This is a genomic window from Bacillus sp. S71, assembly GCF_016625265.1.
Lineage (GTDB): Bacteria > Bacillota > Bacilli > Bacillales > Bacillaceae_G > Bacillus_A > Bacillus_A cereus.
This window is the reverse complement of the sequence record NZ_JACVUW010000009.1, coordinates 115265-132547: the sequence shown is the minus strand read 5'-3', so window position 1 is coordinate 132547 and position 17283 is coordinate 115265. Positions and strand designations below refer to the sequence as shown.

The following is a 17283-nucleotide window of genomic DNA, read 5'->3' as shown; positions in this document are numbered from 1 at the left end:
AGACGCTTCTAATTTTAGAAGCGTCTTTTTGTTATTCCATCATATGTGCAATTTTCTTAGAGAACATAAGAAGTACTAATCCCAGTACAATTACGATAATACCGATGCTTGCGAATACTTCTAAATATCCTAAAGATTGAGTGAAAGCGGCTAATTGTCCTGCTAATAAGTTTGCGAAGCCAGTACCAGCTAACCATACACCCATTAATAATGATGCTAATTTAACAGGAGCGATTGCACTTACCATAGATAATCCGATTGGTGATAAGAATAACTCACCGATTGTGTGGAACATGTAAGTGAATACAATGAATAGTAAGTTTGCTTTCATTGTAATGTTACCTTCATCGCTACCAGTTTTTAAAACAGCTAAAGTTAGAACTAAATATCCAATCCCTAGTAAAATCATACCTAATGCCATTTTTGTTGGGATTTTTAAATCACCATTTTTTGTTTTTGAAAGCTTAATCCATAACGCAGAAACAGGTAATGCTAGTAAGATAATGAATAGTGGGTTTACAGATTGGAACCAAGGTGTTGGAATTGTAAATCCACCAATTGTACGATCTACGAACTTATCTGTGTAAAGTGTTAAAGAACTACCAGCTTGTTCAAAGCCTGCCCAGAAGAATACAACGAAACAAGTTAAAATTAAAATTGCAACAGTACGTTTTTTCTCTTGTGGTGTTAAAGGTTTTTTCTCAACAGCTTTTGCATTTTGTTCTTTAGATTTTTTACCCACAACTGTTGTTCCAGCTGATCCTAAGTAACGAGGTGCTAATAAGTTAAATGCAATCTGTCCAATAATCATACCGATACAAGCTGTTAAGAAACCGTATCTATAATCTGCGAAGTACCCGCAAATGAATGGAGCGATAAGAGCTCCTAAGTTAATCCCCATGTAGAAGATAGTGAAGGCACTATCACGACGAGAATCGTTGTCGCTATATAATTGACCTAATAAAGTCGAAATATTCGGTTTGAAGAATCCGTTACCGATAACTAATAATCCTAATCCTAAAAATAGTCCAGTTTTCGTATTCATTGAAAATAGTACGAAGTTACCAAGCGCCATAATGATACCACCAATAGTAATGGCATGTCGCTTCGTAATGAAATGGTCAGTTAACCAACCACCAATAATAGGTGTGAAATATACAAGCATTGTGAAAATACCGTAAATTTGAACTGCAACTGCTTTATCAAATCCTAAACCGCCGCTTACTAAGCTCGTTGTTAAATAAAGAACTAATAAGCCACGCATTCCGTAATAACTAAATCTTTCCCATGCCTCTGTAAAGAACAACAAGTATAACCCTGGTGGATGTTTTTTTGGTGATTGTTGCTCTCCAGCTTTGTCTAATTTTAAAGCTGCATCCATGTTTGTTTCCCCCTAATCCTGTATAACGGATATTTATGTAATCATTTTAATTTACAAAATATTTAGAAGTCAATAGAATTATATGGAAATAGAAAGAAAATTTCTAAAAAAGTTCTATTTTTCTTCAACCGTTACTGTATTTTGCCCTGAAAACGAGATGATAAGCGTTTTCAAATGTAATAATTGAATTCTAAAAGAAAATAAAATAGTGATTAATCAGAAAATTTAGATTAAAACATTTATTCTGATATAGAGAAAATATATTTTATTTACTTTTATAATATAACATATTGGGAATAAAAATACAAAATGAAATAATGTGACACTTCAGTGAAATGAAAAAAACAGCTCCATCAAAGAGAGAGCTGGTTAGAATGAAATTATTTAACAAAGCGCTTTTCGATATCATCTAGTAATAGGTTAGCAGCCATTACACCGCCAGCTGTATTCCAAATAACATCGTCGACTTTGTATGCTTTACCATTTTTTACGGCATTTAAATTTTTAAATAGAGGATCGTTTATGTATTCTTTTTCTAGTTCAGATCCTTTTTTCTCATTTCCTTTATCGAATGTGAAGTAGAATAATACGTCACCATCCATAGCAGAAATACGCTCTTTAGATACGTTACGCTCTGCAAAATCATCTTTGTTTTGATCTCCAGGACGTTTAAATCCAAGTTCTTTTAAAATAACACCAGAGAATGTATCGCCATGATAAATACGAACATCACCAGGCATGAAACGAACCATAGAGATTTCTTGATTTACTTTATCGCCAAGTTTGCCTTTTAAATCTTTCATACGTGATTCGTAATCAGCTACAACTTTTTGACCTTCTTTTTCTTTATTTAATGCTTTTGCATAAAATTTGAAGTTATCTTTCCATTCCCCACGTAATGTTTCTGAGAACACAGTAGGTGCAATTGCTTTTAGTTGTTCGTACACTTTTTCGTGACGCATTTTGTTACCGATAATTAAGTCTGGTTTTAAAGAAGCAATTGTTTCAACGTTAACTTGTCCTTCATCACCAACAACTTTTACATCTTTCATTTTATCCTTAATATGTGGATACCATGGGTCACCCGTCCAAGACTTTACAGCACCAACTGGTTTCACACCTAATTCAAGTAAAGCTTCAGTTCCTTCATTTGTTAAGATAACTACACGTTTTGGATTAGCAGGAACTTCTGTTTTACCCATTGCATGTTCTACAGTAACCACTTCTTTTTTATTATCTTCTTTTGTAGATTCTTCTTTGTTATTTGATTTTCCACAAGCGCTTAAAAGCATTGAAAATGCTAGTAAAAATACAAATACTGTAAACGATTTTTTCCGCATGAAATTCATTATGTACCCCCTACATGTTGAGAATATTTTTCAATAGCAAGCATGATATTAAGCCTTTATCTTTTGATTGTCAATACATATGGTTGAAAATAATTCTCATTTCCGTTGACAATAAGAATTAAGTTGAAATACACTTACAACGTATCATTATACATTGAAGGGGAAACGCTGCATGTTATTAAAAACAAATCAAGCAAAATGGATTGGATTATTTGTTGGAATCATTGCAGTCGTTATTTGTATTTGGGGAAGTATTATTTTCGGATATACAAATACGAGCTGGAAATTAGCGCTAGATGCTTTTTTCCATTTTAATGGTTCTAATGAACATATTATTATTCAAAATGTGCGCCTTCCAAGGGCACTTATAGCAGCAAGTGTTGGTGCTAGTTTAGCCATCGCGGGTTGTCTTATGCAAACTTTAACTAAGAATCCACTTGCTTCTCCAGATTTTATTGGATTAAATTCAGGTGCTGCGTTCTTCATAGTTGTAGCAATTGTAATCTTTTCAGTAACATCATTATCAGCTTTCACATGGATTGCCTTTTTAGGAGCTGCGGTTGCAGCTGTACTTGTATTTGCTTCTAGTTCTTTAGGAAAAGAAGGGACTACTCCTCTTAAGTTAACGTTAGCAGGGGTCGCAATTAGTGCGTTATTTTCATCATTAACACAAGGATTACTTGTGTTAAATGAAAAAGCACTTGAAGAGGTATTATTTTGGCTTGCTGGATCTGTGCAAGGGAGAAAGTTAGAAATTTTACAATCTGTATTCCCATATTTATTAATAGGATGGATTGCATCTCTTATGATGGCAGGGAAAGTAAATACATTGATGATGGGAGAAGACGTCGCGAAAGGACTTGGACAACGAACAATTTTAATGAAATCATTCGTGTTACTTATTATTGTACTGTTGTCTGGTGGTTCAGTTGCGGTTGCTGGTCCAATTGGATTTATTGGAATTATTACTCCGCATTTTGCTAGATTTCTTGTTGGAGTTAACCACAGGTGGAGAGTACCTTATAGCGGATTGTTAGGGGCAATACTACTAATATTGGCTGATATAGCAGCAAGATATGTCATTATGCCACAAGAAGTACCAGTAGGAGTTATGACAGCATTTATTGGAGCACCGTTCTTTATTTATATTGCACGTAAGAGAGGGCTTAGCAAATGAAGAAATATATTCCGTTTCGTATAGGAAAAGGCGAGCTCTCGTTTTTAATGTATAAACGAGCTTGTCTCGTCTTGTTAAGTTTACTAGTTGTTTTAATAGGATTATTCTTTGCGAGCGCAGGTATGGGAGACATGAAAATTGCTCCTTATGACGTATGGCAAGCAATTACCGGAAATGGCGATGCAATGTCAAATATGGTTGTAAATAAGTTTCGTATGCCACGTATTTTAATTGCTATCCTCGTAGGAATTGCGCTTGCGGTAGCGGGCTGTATTTTACAAGGGCTCGTTCGAAATCCACTTGCTTCTCCTGATATCATCGGGATTACGGGCGGGGCAAGTGTCGCAGTTGTATTATTTTTAGCGCTATTTAGTGATAAAAATAATGCACTAACGGTAAGTATTCATTATATGCCGCTTGCAGCTTTTGCAGGAGCAACGATTGTAGCGGTTTTTGTATACTTATTTGCATGGAAAAATGATGGATTATCACCAATTAGTCTCGTTTTAATTGGTGTTGGATTTTGGGCATTAACGAAGGCGGCGACAACATTATTTATGTTGCTAGCACCAATTTATCAAGCGAGCCAAGCGAATGTATGGATTACGGGTACCGTTTACGGCTCTTCTTGGCAAAATGTTATGGTACTTGCGCCTTGGGTTCTCATTTTAACAGTAATATCATTTATCGCAGCTAGGCATTTAAATGCACAAGAGCTAGGGGATGATATAGCGGTAGGACTTGGGGTTCCTTTAACGAAGTCGCGTGTATTTATGTTATTACTTAGTACAGCTTTAATTGGTGGTGCGGTAGCTTTTGCCGGAGGGATTGGATTTGTCGGTTTAATGGCACCTCATATTTCACGAAGATTAGTTGGTTCTTTATACGGTGCATTACTCCCAGTTGCAGCTATTGTCGGTGCAATTCTAGTACTTGCTGCAGATTTAATAGGGCGTACAATTTTCACACCACTTGAAATTCCAGCAGGGGTATTTACATCAGCAATTGGTGCACCTTATTTCATTTATTTACTTTATAAAAGTCGGAATTCATAAAGGGAGATGAATATGCAAAAAGCATTGGAGACGAAACGCTTGACGTTGTCTTATGGTGAAACAATTATTATTGATGAGCTGAACTTAGAAATTCCAAAAGGAGAAATTACAATTTTTATCGGTTCTAACGGTTGTGGGAAATCAACTTTATTACGTTCACTAGCCAGATTATTAAAGCCAACAAATGGTGATATTTTGTTAGATAATCAAGCAATTCAAAGTATGCAAACGAAGCAAATTGCTCGTCAAATGGCGATTTTACCGCAAGGACCACAAGCACCAGAAGGACTTACAGTATTACAACTTGTAAAGCAAGGACGCTATCCATATCAAACATGGCTGAAGCAATGGTCAGAAAAAGACGAGGAAATGGTACAGAAGGCACTTGCAGCAACAGGTATGACAGAATTTGCTGAGCGTGATGTGCATGCTCTTTCAGGTGGGCAGCGTCAACGTGCTTGGATCGCAATGACACTTGCACAAGATACAGATATCATTTTACTGGATGAGCCAACTACATACTTAGATATGACTCACCAAATTGAAGTGCTAGATTTATTATTCGAATTAAATGAAACAGAACAAAGAACAATTGTTATGGTATTACATGATCTGAATTTAGCATGCCGCTATGCAGATAACATTGTAGCAATTCAAGATAAACAAATATATGCACAAGGTAAACCTGAAGAAGTGGTAGATGAGAAACTAGTACGTGATGTATTCCGAATGGAGTGTCAAATTAGTACGGATCCGTTGTTTGGAACACCGCTTTGTATCCCTCACGGAAGAGGAAGACGTGTAGTTAAAGAAGTTGCTCAGGCAATGAGATAAAAAAACGATGAGTGAGTCATCGTTTTTTTTATTTGGTACAAGAGAATAACAGGAAGAGAGGAATACGTAAGCGACGTTTATACTCTTCTTCATCTTGAAAATAGGTTGGATTTGGTGTAGCTTCTTTTAATGATGTAATGGTAAATCCGGCTTGCTGTAATAATGTGAAATACTCTTCCGTTGTACGATGATATTTAATAACTTCTTGGTCAATCCATGGTTCAACCCGTTTGCCTAGTTTAAAATAATCATCGACGAGCCAACTCGTTCTTTTAGCACTTGTTTGTAAGCTTTCAAATGAAGAAGTAATAACGGGATGTTGAACACTAAAGGTAAAGGTGCCATTTGTTTTTAAAGTTTGAAACACATTTTGAAAAATGATATCAAGATGTTCAATATAATGTAAGGCGAGTCTAGAGGTTACTAAATCAAAAGTGGAAGAGGGATAGGTATAATCTTTGAGGTTTAAAAAATGAACAGATCCATTTTTATTTTCTAGTTGTTTTTTAGCTTTTCCATACATAAGCTCGGAGCCTTCAATGCCGGTGTAAGAGTAGCATCCCTTCTCTAATAATTCCGCACCAAACTTAGCATCACCACAGCCTAAATCGAGAATTTGTTTTCCTTGCACATGACCAATGAGCTGAAAGAATACTGGTTTTTCAATGGATTCATTTGGGCTATTTTCTCGGTATCTTCGTTTCATATATTGTTCGAAAAATGCTGTGTTATTGTATACATCAGATTCTGTAAATGCCATGTTTGAAGCCTCCCTAAATATTTTTTTAATTCTATCAAATATGAAAAGTAAATGATAGATTTATTGTAATGAATCATATATAATCTAGAATTGTAAGCGGTTACTTTAAACTATTTTTCTATAATAAATTCTGAAAACGTGTTAAGCTAGTAGAGGGATTATTAGAACTATTAAGACAATAATCCGCTTACATGAACGATGGGAGGCTTCACAATGTCTAGTAAAACACTTGCGAAATTTTTAGAAGAAAATTTAGAGGATTTAAAATCAAAGGGGCTTTATAACGTAATTGATCCGCTTGAGAGTTCGAATGGACCAATCATTACAATTGGCGGAAAAGAATATATTAACTTATCTTCAAACAACTATCTTGGATTAGCAACAGATAGCCGTTTGCAAGAAGCAGCAATTGGTGCTATTCATAAGTACGGTGTTGGAGCAGGGGCTGTTCGTACAATTAACGGTACTTTAGATTTGCATATTAAGTTAGAAGAAACAATTGCAAAGTTTAAACATACAGAAGCAGCGATTGCTTATCAATCAGGATTTAACTGTAATATGGCAGCGATTTCAGCTGTTATGGATAAAAATGATGCGATTCTTTCAGACGAATTAAATCATGCATCTATTATTGACGGTAGTCGTCTATCAAAAGCAAAAATTATTGTTTATAAACATTCTGATATGGAAGATTTACGCCAAAAAGCAATCGCGGCGAAAGAATCAGGTCTTTATAATAAATTAATGGTAATTACAGACGGTGTTTTCTCAATGGATGGAGATGTTGCAAAACTACCAGAAATTGTTGAGATTGCAGAAGAGTTAGATTTAATGACATACGTAGATGATGCACACGGTTCAGGTGTACTTGGAAAAGGTGCAGGAACTGTAAAGCACTTCGGTCTTTCTGATAAAGTTGATTTCCAAATTGGTACATTATCAAAAGCAATTGGGGTAATTGGTGGATATGTAGCAGGGAAACAAAACTTAATTGACTGGTTAAAAGTTCGTTCACGTCCATTCTTATTCTCTACAGCATTAACACCAGCTGATGCGGCAGCTTGCATGAGATCAATTGAAATCTTAATGGAAAGCACAGAGTTACATGATCGTCTATGGGAAAATGGTCGCTATTTAAAACAAGGGTTAAAAGAACTTGGCTTTAACATAGGGGAAAGTGAAACGCCAATTACACCTTGTATTATTGGGGACGAAGTATTAACACAAGAATTTAGTAAACGTCTAAATGAAGAAGGCGTATACGCAAAATCTATCGTGTTCCCAACTGTAGCAAAAGGAACAGGTCGTGTTCGTAATATGCCTACAGCAGCTCATACGAAAGAAATGTTAGATGAAGCAATTCGTAAGTATGAAAAAGTAGGGAAAGAAATGGGCATCATTTAAGTAACGACATCTTTTGAATAGCTTGCAAATGAGGAGTGGGGAAAATGAAAAAAATTCTAGTAACCGGTTCTTTAGGGCAAATTGGTTCTGAACTAGTAATGAAACTTCGTGATGTATACGGCGCATCAAATGTTATTGCAACAGATATTCGTGAAACAGACAGTGAAGTAGTAACGTCTGGTCCATTTGAAACGTTAGATGTAACAGATGGACAAAAACTACATGATATCGCAAAGCGTAATGAAGTAGATACAATTATTCATTTAGCAGCTTTACTTTCAGCAACAGCAGAAAAAAATCCGTTATTTGCATGGAATTTAAATATGGGTGGACTTGTAAATGCTCTAGAAGCAGCTCGTGAATTAAACTGTAAGTTCTTCACGCCAAGTTCTATCGGTGCATTCGGTCCATCGACGCCAAAAGATAATACACCGCAAGATACAATTCAGCGTCCTACTACGATGTATGGGGTAAACAAAGTAGCAGGAGAATTACTGTGTGATTATTATCATCAAAAATTTGGCGTAGATACGCGCGGTGTCCGTTTCCCAGGTTTAATTTCTTACGTAGCTCCTCCAGGAGGCGGAACAACTGATTATGCAGTTGAAATTTATTATGAGGCGATTAAAAAAGGTGCATACACCTCATACATTGCTGAAGGAACGTACATGGACATGATGTATATGCCTGATGCTTTACAAGCGATCATTTCATTAATGGAAGCTGATCCAAGTAAGCTAGTGCATAGAAATGCATTTAACATTACAGCAATGAGCTTCGAGCCAGAGCAAATTGCAGCGTCAATTCGTAAACACATTCCGACGTTTACAATGGATTATGCAGTAGATCCAGCTCGTCAAACGATCGCTGATAGCTGGCCAAACTCTATTGATGCAACAGCAGCAATGAAAGAGTGGGGCTTCAAAGCAGAATACGATTTAGATAAAATGACAACTGACATGCTGGCTAAGTTAAAAAAAAAGCTCACAGCTGAGTTAGTGATGAATTAATAGGAAGAGTCGATTCTTAGGAATCGACTCTTTTTATTTGTATTTTGGGAATATGCAAATAATTACAAATGTGATAGAATGAGTTAATTTGTGTGTAAAGGGGAGACAAGGAATGGAGAAATGGGAGTTAGCAAAGGAAATTTACAATACGTCACGTTTAACGGGAACATTTAAACTTCGATCAGGACAAGTATCAAATCAATATTTTGATAAGTACTTATTTGAATCTAATCCAGTACTGTTATTAGAAATTACTAAACAGTTGAAAGAGCTCATTCCTCCTGATACAGAAGCACTCGCTGGTTTAGAGATGGGAGGAATTCCAGTAGCAACGGCATTATCTTTACAAACAGGTATACCAGTCGTATTTGTAAGAAAAGAAGCGAAGAAGTACGGCACATGTAAGTTGGCAGAGGGTGTTGATATTGCTGGGAAAAATGTTTGTGTTGTTGAAGATGTCATTACGACAGGCGGTCAAATATTATTAAGCACGAAAGATTTAAGAGAACTAGGTGCGAAAGTTAATCATGTTCTAGGTGTGATTGAACGAACAAAAGAAGGAAGAGATAACTTATTAGAAGATGGATTGCAGTTGCATTCCTTATTTACAATGGATGAGTTAATTGAAGGGGAAATGCAACATGCAAAGAGTTGATGTCGTATATGCACTAATACATGACGAAGAAACAGATAAAATATTAATGGTACATAATGTAGAACAAAACGTTTGGTCATTGCCAGGCGGGGCTGTGGAAAAAGGTGAAATATTAGAGGAAGCACTAATAAGAGAAGTGAAAGAAGAGACAGGTTTAACTGCTGCGTTAGCTGGACTTGTTGCGATTAATGAAAAATTCTTTGAAGAATCAGGGAATCATGCGCTATTTTTTACATTCCGAGCGAATGTAGTAAAAGGTGAACTTATTGCGGAAGATGAAGGTGAAATTTCTGCAATAGAGTGGGTGGATCGAACAATTGCGAATGAGCGCTTCCCATACTATGACGGAGGATTTGAATCTTTGTTAGAAGTAGCCATTCCATACAAGTTTCAACCAGAAACAAAGTAATTGAACGAAAAAACAGGAGCCACAAGGCTCCTATTTTCTATTCAATCGTCTTCAGTAATAATTTTTTCAATAGTGGTTTAATCTTTAGACGTAAATCTTCAGCGTGATTTGCAACTAAGAAGTGATGGTTATAAATGTTTTTCATCAATTGATAAGTTGCTTCTTTCGCTTCGCCTTCTTCGATGAAGATACCGATTACTTCCATACCACTTTTACGCGCGAGTTTAACAGCTTCATGCGTATCTAAAATTCCGTCTTGTTGATAGTCTAGCGCAGAAGGCTCACCGTCTGTGAAGACTAGTAAGAATTTATGTTTCTCAGGTCTTTTGGCAAGCTTTTCAGAAACGATACGAATAATATATCCGTCGCGGTTATCTTCTTCTTCACGAAGTTGCATAATTTCTGGACCAACGTTTGGTAACGTTGAGTTTTTATAATTTACAACTTCATGGATAACGTTCGGCTTATCTTCAGGTTTAGCGCTAGAGGCATCTTCCCAAAATCCGCTAATAGCGTGCGGGATTTTTAAAGATTTTAAAGCTTCATGGAATAGTACAACACTCTTCTTCGTTTCTTCCATTTTGTTATACATAGAACCAGAACAGTCAACTAACAGTTGGAATGCAACATCGAGTTCTTGTGACTCTTGTCCTTTTTTATAAAACATCCGTGGTTGTTTTTCGGTATAAATACGAAGGAATTTCTTACCAAGTCTTCCGTAATATTTATCACTATTCGCATTCGTTTTATTTTCAATCGTTTTTTCGATAATTTTCTTTAATTCTTTTACATCTTTATTGACGACTGATTTGATAGCTTGGTAATCTTTTTTCTCATCAATATTTACTTTGCGAGCTTCTTTAAATGTATGAGAAGCACCTACATTATACTTCCCATATGCACCGTCGTGCTGGCTAGAAGCGTGTGAAGCCCTTGCTTCTTCTGTATCAGCGCCATCAAAGTTGGATTGTGTACTTTTTTGAGAAGTACCTTGTACAGAACCAAGTGCTTGGTCGCCATCTTCTGATTCACGAGCAGTATCGCCCATCATGTTTGTTTTTGTTCCGCTTTCTAATTCAAAGCGTAAAAAGTTCTCGTTTTCGTTATTTTTATTTTCACGATGCCATGTGGAGAAACTCTCATCCATTTTGTTTTTATTTTCATCGTCATCTATAAGCTGCGTATCATCATTTGCTAAATCTTCGACGCGACAGTTCTTTTCGTCTGCAAGAACAGATAAGTAAAGTGGAGCATGTCCGAAATAGTTGTTAAGCATATCACTTTCAAGAAGCGCCTCTAAGCGATAGCGAATTTTCTCAACGATATACATAATATCTTCTGTATTACGTGCTTGGAATGTTTCATGTAAAATCGCTTCAATTTGCTCAAAATATTCATTATTAAACATTTCATATTTATCGCTCGTTAATGAAAGATAGCATAGGCAAAATAGACGATCACCGTGATAATTACGAACGCGGTTTATTTCATTTTGAGAGCCGAAATAATTGCGGTACATTTCTTTTCGGCGTTTAAAAATATGTTTCGTGCCAGGACGTAAGTTCTTTACGATTTCCTCAACGCGTAAATCTTCTAATAGAACAAATAATTGTGTTAAAAACTTTTTTAGGGGCGATTCTTGCAATTCAATCGCATACGAACGAATTAAAGTCATGTCCGAGTAATGTTTATTACCAAGTGCTTTTAAGAACACTTCGCTTTTTAATCCGATTACTGTATCTTCTTCTTTTCGATCATCCCAAAAGTGACTAATGACAACTTTCTTTTCAATTTCGTCGTAGTATGCTTTATAGCCATATTCAAGATAGGCATCGTCTTCTTTTAGAAGGGCATACATTAAATTTTCCATTTGTAGAAACAGCGACGCATCAATTTTTTTGTCACTAAAAATTTGTCTCATAAATTATCCCTCAAAGAAATAACTTTCTGCTAATTCACGGACAGTCATTTGTTCTGTTTCATCATTAAGTTTTGCAATTATGCTTCGTTCAATAGCGCGCATAACAGGAATATATACACCTAAATCACATGCGTCGATAATACCACGAATACTTGCTGCTTCTTCACTTACACGTCCATCGCGAGCTAAAGGCATAAGGTCGCTTGCAAATGCAACAAACTTTTCAATTGTTGCAACATCATTTAATTTTGATTCTGCTAATAATAGTTCTTTTAATGTGTCACCTTGAATGTAAGGAACTTCAATAATAACGAAACGGTTTTTTAATGCTTCATTTAGTTCACTTGTTCCAACGTAACCTTCGTTAATCGCAGCAATTACACGGTATTCGTCATCACCGTATACAACCTCTTGTGTAAATGGGTTTGTGATCATTTTACGGTAATCTAATGCGCCGTGAAGTAGCGGTAAAGTTTCAGGTTTTGCCATATTGATTTCGTCAATATATAGGAAGTGACCGTTCTTCATTGCTTTCATAAGAGGACCGTTAACGAATGAAACTTCAGATGCACCATCTTTCGTTTGTAGTGTGTTGTATCCTAAAATACCTTCTACATCTAAGTCGACAGAGCAGTTAATACTATGCATTGGTTTTTGGAATAAAGAAGAAAGAGTTTCCGCTAGTACTGTTTTACCACTACCAGTCGGTCCTTTTAATAGAATGTTCTTGCCAAGAAGAAGTGCTGTAATCGCATCTTCAATAATGCTATTATCAGACGCTTTATATATTTTCGTTCCGATTAAATGTGCATTTTCACCAGCTTCTTGTTTATTCTTTTCATGAATCGTAGAAAGCTGTTGTTTTAAATCAGAATGTATATGAAATTGTTCTAACATGTATTTCCCACCTAACATTATTTTCATAAAGTAATACATCTTATGATAACTTGTTTTAATATGGTATGCAAAGAAAAGGAAGGAGGATAAAGGGAAAAGAAAAAGCAATCAAGATGAAGTTGATTGCTTACAGTAAAGGAGAAATGAGCCTCATGAAAGACTCCAATATGCGTTTTTTTATACTTCTTTTTTGGAAAGAGTTCCATTTAATTTCAGTTGAATGTTTAAAGTCTTCTTCAAAATCACGTTTAATATCGTGAACTGTTTTTGATTCATAAAGTACGCTAATAATTTCGTAATTCAATTCAAAGCTACGTACATCCATGTTTGCTGTTCCAATAGTTGCAATTGTATCATCAACGAGTACAATTTTTGCATGCATAAAACCATCTTTATAACTGTAAATAGAAGCACCAGCTTTTAAAAGCGGAGTGAAATAGGATTGAGATGCTTGATCACTAATGATGCTATCACTTTTACCTGGATATAAAATCCGTACATCTATTCCGGCAATTGCACTTAAGCGTAATAATGTTAAAGTTTCTTGATCTGGAATAAAGTAGGGTGTAGCAATCCAAATTGATTTTTTTGCAGAGCCCATAACAGCTAATAATGTATTACGAATACTTTTATCATCGGAGCTTGGTCCGCTGGCTACGATTTGAACAGCACCTTCTGCATTTGAAATCTCTTTACCTGGGAAGTATTGTCTATTCATGAATTGATCCCAGGAATAAGTATTTAAACCACTAGAGGCATAGAGCCAGTCTTCTAGAAAGATTGCTTGTAATTTATATAATGCTTTTCCTTCTATTTTTAAATGACTATCACGCCAAACAGGAAATTTCTTTGAACGGCCAAGATATTCATCACCGACATTGAGTCCTCCGGTAAAACCAATTTCTCCATCTACAATAACAATTTTTCGATGGTTACGATAATTGACAGTTTCAAGTAACCAAGCTGAAAAAATAGGGTCAAATTCTACAATTTCAATCCCAGCTTCTTTCATAGGTTGTAAAAATCGTCTTCTTAACGTATTACTTCCAAGGCCATCATAAAGGAAGCGTACAATAACACCATCTTTTGCTTTTTGTATTAAAGCATCTCGAACTTTTGTACCAATTTCATCAGATTTATAAATGTAGTATTGAATATGTATATGATGTTTTGCCTGCTCTATAGCTCGCAAAATTTCTGAAAATGTTTGATCTCCGTTTGTTAAAAGTTTTGTAGTTGTTTTATCTGCGGCAGGACCGCCTCCAAATTTTTGTATGACTTCTGTTAAATGTAAGGAACGTTCATTTAGTGGGACTGTGAGTAATAACTCTAGTCTTCTTCCTTCTAATATTTCACGGAATAATTTTCTTTGTTCTTCTGAACGATGGAGATGTTTTTTTCTTCTCCAGCGGCTGCGTCCGAAAATAGCGTATAAAAGCACACCTATAATAGGAAGAAGTGCTAATACTAAAAACCATGCTAATGTACTTTGTGGAGATCTATTTTCTATAAAAATAACGAATGAAATTCCTACGATTGTGATGGACCATAGAGCACCGACAAATGTATATAACGAGATATACGATGTATTTAATAGGAACAGAACGATAGATACAATTGTAAATATTAATAGTAATTGAACGATAGGCTTCTTCATTTCTATATAATTCCCCTAATCTTTTTTCAATATAGACTTCTTAAATAGAAGATGTAATATGACATCTTTATTATAAGGTGTTTTGCTTTTTTTACAAAATATAGACATTTCACCTATACTTTCCGCATTTGTCCTACATACAGTGTACTATCCCATTTTTTATCTCACTCTTAACGCATATGAAAATGAAAAAATCGAAAAGGAGCGGAGAAACATGAATTATATAGAAAATAATGGATTGTACTATCGGAATCATCATGGAGGACACAATCATGGTGGGCACAATCATAACGGCGGACATCATCACCATGGAGGACACAATCACTATGATCACCATCATCATCACGGAGGCGGATGGGGCTGGGGTGGTGGTAGTTCATGGGGAGGCGGATTTTTCCCTGGAAGCTTTGCAGGAGGAGTATTAGGCGGACTGACAGCGGGTGCATTAACAGGTGCAACAAGTGGAGGATATTATCCGGCTCCATATCCAGTAGCTTATCCATCACCATACCCTGTAACGTATCCAATGCCATACCCAGGTTATCAGCAAATACCATATTCGTATTAAACTAAAAAAGAGGCTATCCTCTTTTTTAGTTTAATACGGTATTTATTTATAAAATACTTCCAAAATTAAGGTGAAAATATGTTAATATTTTGTTATTGTAATTCAAAAACATATACATTGATGTAGAGTTTTATATTATTATTCGTGAATAGTTATGTAGTATGTTCTAATTTCTATTTCGTTATTAAAAACAAAGAGATCAGATGTGAGTGGTATTAGTTGGAAACAAGGCTTGCATAGAGCCACTTAAAGGGATTGCAGTATAATAAGGCGCGAAATAATTAGGGAGATGAGAAGCTACTAGTTATAATTGGAACGGTATAATATTGCTTTTTATTACAAATAATATTATGTTATTTTAATCGGTCTATTTAAAAAGATAATTTATGTAATGGGCTAGTATTAGAAAATGAAATATCTCTATTTCTATGAAGAGAAACAGGTTGTGTTTTAGTCAGATAGAAGCAAGGAGAGATGCGCATGCTAGAACAGAGAGGTCATGCATTATATGACTCTTCATTGCGAGATTTAAAGTTAGCATTAGATGAGTCTTCAATTGTTGCAATTACAGATCGAAAAGGTCTTATTACATATGTAAATGATAAATTTTGTGAAATCTCTAAATACAAAAGAGAAGAATTAATTGGAAAAGATCACCGTATTTTAAATTCAGGACATCATCCAAAAACCTTTTTTCAAGACTTATGGAAACGTATTTTGAATGGGAAAGTATGGACAGGTGAGATTCGGAATCGAGCAAAAGATGGTACATATTATTGGGTCAAAACAACAATTGTTCCATTTTTAAATGAAAAAGGAGAGCCATACCAGTTTATCGCAATTCGAAATGATATTAGTAGTAGAAAAGAAGCGGAACATAGATTGCGGCTAAGTGAAAGTCGTTATAGGGAGCTTGCCTATCATGATGCTTTAACGAGTTTGCCTAACCGTTTACAATTAATAACGACCGTTAATAAATTGATTGCAGATAAAAAAGAATTTGGTATGATTTACTTTGATTTGGACCGTTTTAAATTAGTAAATGATACGTTAGGTCATATGATAGGAGATTTACTTTTAAGCGAAGTTGCTTCAAGGTTGCATTATGTACTAGGAGAGAAAGATGTTCTGGCTAGGCTAGGTGGCGACGAATTTGTGCTGTTAACAAAAAATCATAGACAAGATGATATGAGTCAGTTAGCGACATCTGTGTTGTCATGTTTCCAGGCACCATTTATCCTTGAAGGCCATGAAGTATACATTTCAGCTAGTCTAGGACTTTGTTCTTATCCACAAGACGGACAAGATGTGGAAACTTTATTGAAAAACTCTGACTTAGCTATGTATAGTGCAAAAGAACAGGGGAGAAACGCTGCATGTTTCTTTACAGATGAGCTACGCGCGAAAATAAATCGTAGAATGAAAGTTGAGTTTGCTTTGCAAAAGGCAATTCGTGATGAAGAGTTAGATGTAGCATTGCAGCCTATTATTGATTTGAAAACGAAGAGATATTCTGGTATAGAAGCTCTAGTACGTTGTATGACAGAAGACGGACCTATTTCACCAAGCGAATTTATCCCTGTTGCTGAAGAGTCTGGACTTATTATAAAGCTAGGAGACTGGGTATTAGAAAAGTCATGCCGATTGTTTAAAACATTGCCAAATTACCAAGAAGGACTAAAGTTATCTGTGAATTTATCTATACAACAATTAATGCAGAAACGTTTTATTTTGTCTGTACGTAGCATTTTAAAGAGAACTGGTTTTCCTCCGAACCGTTTAATATTAGAAATAACGGAAAGCATTGCAGTTCGCCATTTTGATTATATTATTGCTACATTACAAGAATTAAGAAATATGGGTGTTTTAATTGCTTTGGATGATTTCGGAACTGGCTATTCTTCCTTATATTATTTAAAACAACTACCACTGGATATTGTAAAAATTGATCGTAATTTTATTCGTGAATTTCATTATGATCACGCACAACCAGAACGAACGATTGTAAAATCCGTTATTGAAATTGCTCATAGTTTAAATTTAGCAGTAGTTGCTGAAGGGGTAGAAACAGTAGAGCAAGAGAGTTTGTTACAATCAATGAGCTGTGATTATGTACAGGGATTTTATTATGCGAAACCTTTATCTGTAGGAGAGCTAAAAGAAAAGTTAATTACAGATTTTTAATAAAAAAGAGAAGCCAGCAGCT

General features: G+C 35.5%; 15 protein-coding genes. 9 read left to right on the top strand and 6 right to left on the bottom strand.

Features of this window, described 5'->3' with window-relative positions:
• Positions 1-31: 31 nt before the first annotated feature.
• The gene (locus IBT51_RS19480) at positions 32-1381 is read right to left on the bottom strand and encodes a peptide MFS transporter (RefSeq protein ID WP_000338315.1); all 1350 of its coding nucleotides are present in this window, start codon (positions 1379-1381) and stop codon (positions 32-34) included.
• Positions 1382-1761: 380 nt separating this feature from the next.
• A complete protein-coding gene (locus IBT51_RS19475; protein ID WP_001010277.1) occupies positions 1762-2730 on the bottom strand; it encodes an ABC transporter substrate-binding protein in 969 nt (322 codons plus the stop codon).
• A 172-nt stretch (positions 2731-2902) separates the two neighbouring features.
• Between IBT51_RS19475 and IBT51_RS19470 the strand changes: the two genes are divergently transcribed.
• Genes IBT51_RS19470 through IBT51_RS19460 form a run of 3 tightly spaced genes read left to right on the top strand, consistent with a single transcriptional unit; the run spans position 2903 to position 5796 of the window.
• Positions 2903-3907: a FecCD family ABC transporter permease gene (locus IBT51_RS19470; RefSeq protein ID WP_200458539.1), complete on the top strand. Its 1005-nt coding sequence runs from the start codon at positions 2903-2905 to the stop codon at positions 3905-3907.
• A complete protein-coding gene (locus IBT51_RS19465; RefSeq protein WP_000760057.1) occupies positions 3904-4962 on the top strand; it encodes a FecCD family ABC transporter permease in 1059 nt (352 codons plus the stop codon). The genes IBT51_RS19470 and IBT51_RS19465 overlap by 4 nt, the downstream gene beginning before the upstream one ends.
• Positions 4963-4974: 12 nt before the next feature.
• On the top strand, positions 4975-5796 hold the full coding sequence (locus IBT51_RS19460; protein ID WP_001167953.1) for an ABC transporter ATP-binding protein: 822 nt from the start codon (positions 4975-4977) through the stop codon (positions 5794-5796).
• A 28-nt stretch (positions 5797-5824) separates the two neighbouring features.
• On the opposite strand, the gene IBT51_RS19455 is transcribed toward IBT51_RS19460, so the two are convergent.
• Positions 5825-6556, bottom strand: coding sequence for a class I SAM-dependent DNA methyltransferase (locus IBT51_RS19455; RefSeq protein WP_088022949.1), 732 nt, complete (start codon positions 6554-6556; stop codon positions 5825-5827).
• 213 nt (positions 6557-6769) lie between these two features.
• Here IBT51_RS19455 and IBT51_RS19450 point away from each other — a divergent pair, with 213 nt between their 5' ends.
• The 4 genes from IBT51_RS19450 to IBT51_RS19435 all read left to right on the top strand — a co-directional run bounded on the left by IBT51_RS19450 (position 6770) and on the right by IBT51_RS19435 (position 10034).
• Positions 6770-7960, top strand: coding sequence for a glycine C-acetyltransferase (locus tag IBT51_RS19450; RefSeq protein WP_000095906.1), 1191 nt, complete (start codon positions 6770-6772; stop codon positions 7958-7960).
• A 44-nt stretch (positions 7961-8004) separates the two neighbouring features.
• The gene (locus tag IBT51_RS19445) at positions 8005-8970 is read left to right on the top strand and encodes an L-threonine 3-dehydrogenase (RefSeq protein ID WP_000723125.1); all 966 of its coding nucleotides are present in this window, start codon (positions 8005-8007) and stop codon (positions 8968-8970) included.
• Positions 8971-9082: 112 nt separating this feature from the next.
• Entirely contained in the window at positions 9083-9625 is a 543-nt protein-coding gene (gene pyrE, locus IBT51_RS19440) for an orotate phosphoribosyltransferase (RefSeq protein WP_000417032.1), read from the top strand.
• The gene (locus tag IBT51_RS19435; protein ID WP_069354954.1) at positions 9612-10034 is read left to right on the top strand and encodes an NUDIX hydrolase; all 423 of its coding nucleotides are present in this window, start codon (positions 9612-9614) and stop codon (positions 10032-10034) included. Before pyrE ends, IBT51_RS19435 begins: the two co-directional genes overlap by 14 nt.
• 37 nt (positions 10035-10071) lie before the next feature.
• Here the strand turns inward: IBT51_RS19435 and IBT51_RS19430 are convergent, their stop codons facing one another.
• The 3 genes from IBT51_RS19430 to IBT51_RS19420 form a co-directional block, all read right to left on the bottom strand.
• Positions 10072-11955 (bottom strand): vWA domain-containing protein, encoded by a 1884-nt coding sequence (locus IBT51_RS19430; RefSeq protein WP_200458538.1) that lies wholly within the window; start codon positions 11953-11955, stop codon positions 10072-10074.
• Between the two features lie 3 nt (positions 11956-11958).
• Positions 11959-12852, bottom strand: coding sequence for an ATP-binding protein (locus IBT51_RS19425; protein WP_000892988.1), 894 nt, complete (start codon positions 12850-12852; stop codon positions 11959-11961).
• Positions 12853-12979: 127 nt separating this feature from the next.
• Positions 12980-14509 (bottom strand): cardiolipin synthase, encoded by a 1530-nt coding sequence (locus tag IBT51_RS19420; protein WP_023521037.1) that lies wholly within the window; start codon positions 14507-14509, stop codon positions 12980-12982.
• A gap of 214 nt (positions 14510-14723) precedes the next feature.
• Between IBT51_RS19420 and IBT51_RS19415 the strand changes: the two genes are divergently transcribed.
• Both IBT51_RS19415 and IBT51_RS19410 read left to right on the top strand, forming a co-directional pair.
• Complete coding sequence (locus IBT51_RS19415; protein ID WP_001106379.1) at positions 14724-15077, top strand: hypothetical protein; 354 nt, start codon at positions 14724-14726, stop codon at positions 15075-15077.
• A 480-nt stretch (positions 15078-15557) separates the two neighbouring features.
• Positions 15558-17261, top strand: a complete 1704-nt coding sequence (locus IBT51_RS19410) for a putative bifunctional diguanylate cyclase/phosphodiesterase (protein WP_064532017.1) — start codon at positions 15558-15560, stop codon at positions 17259-17261.
• The last annotated feature ends 22 nt before the right edge of the window (positions 17262-17283 follow it).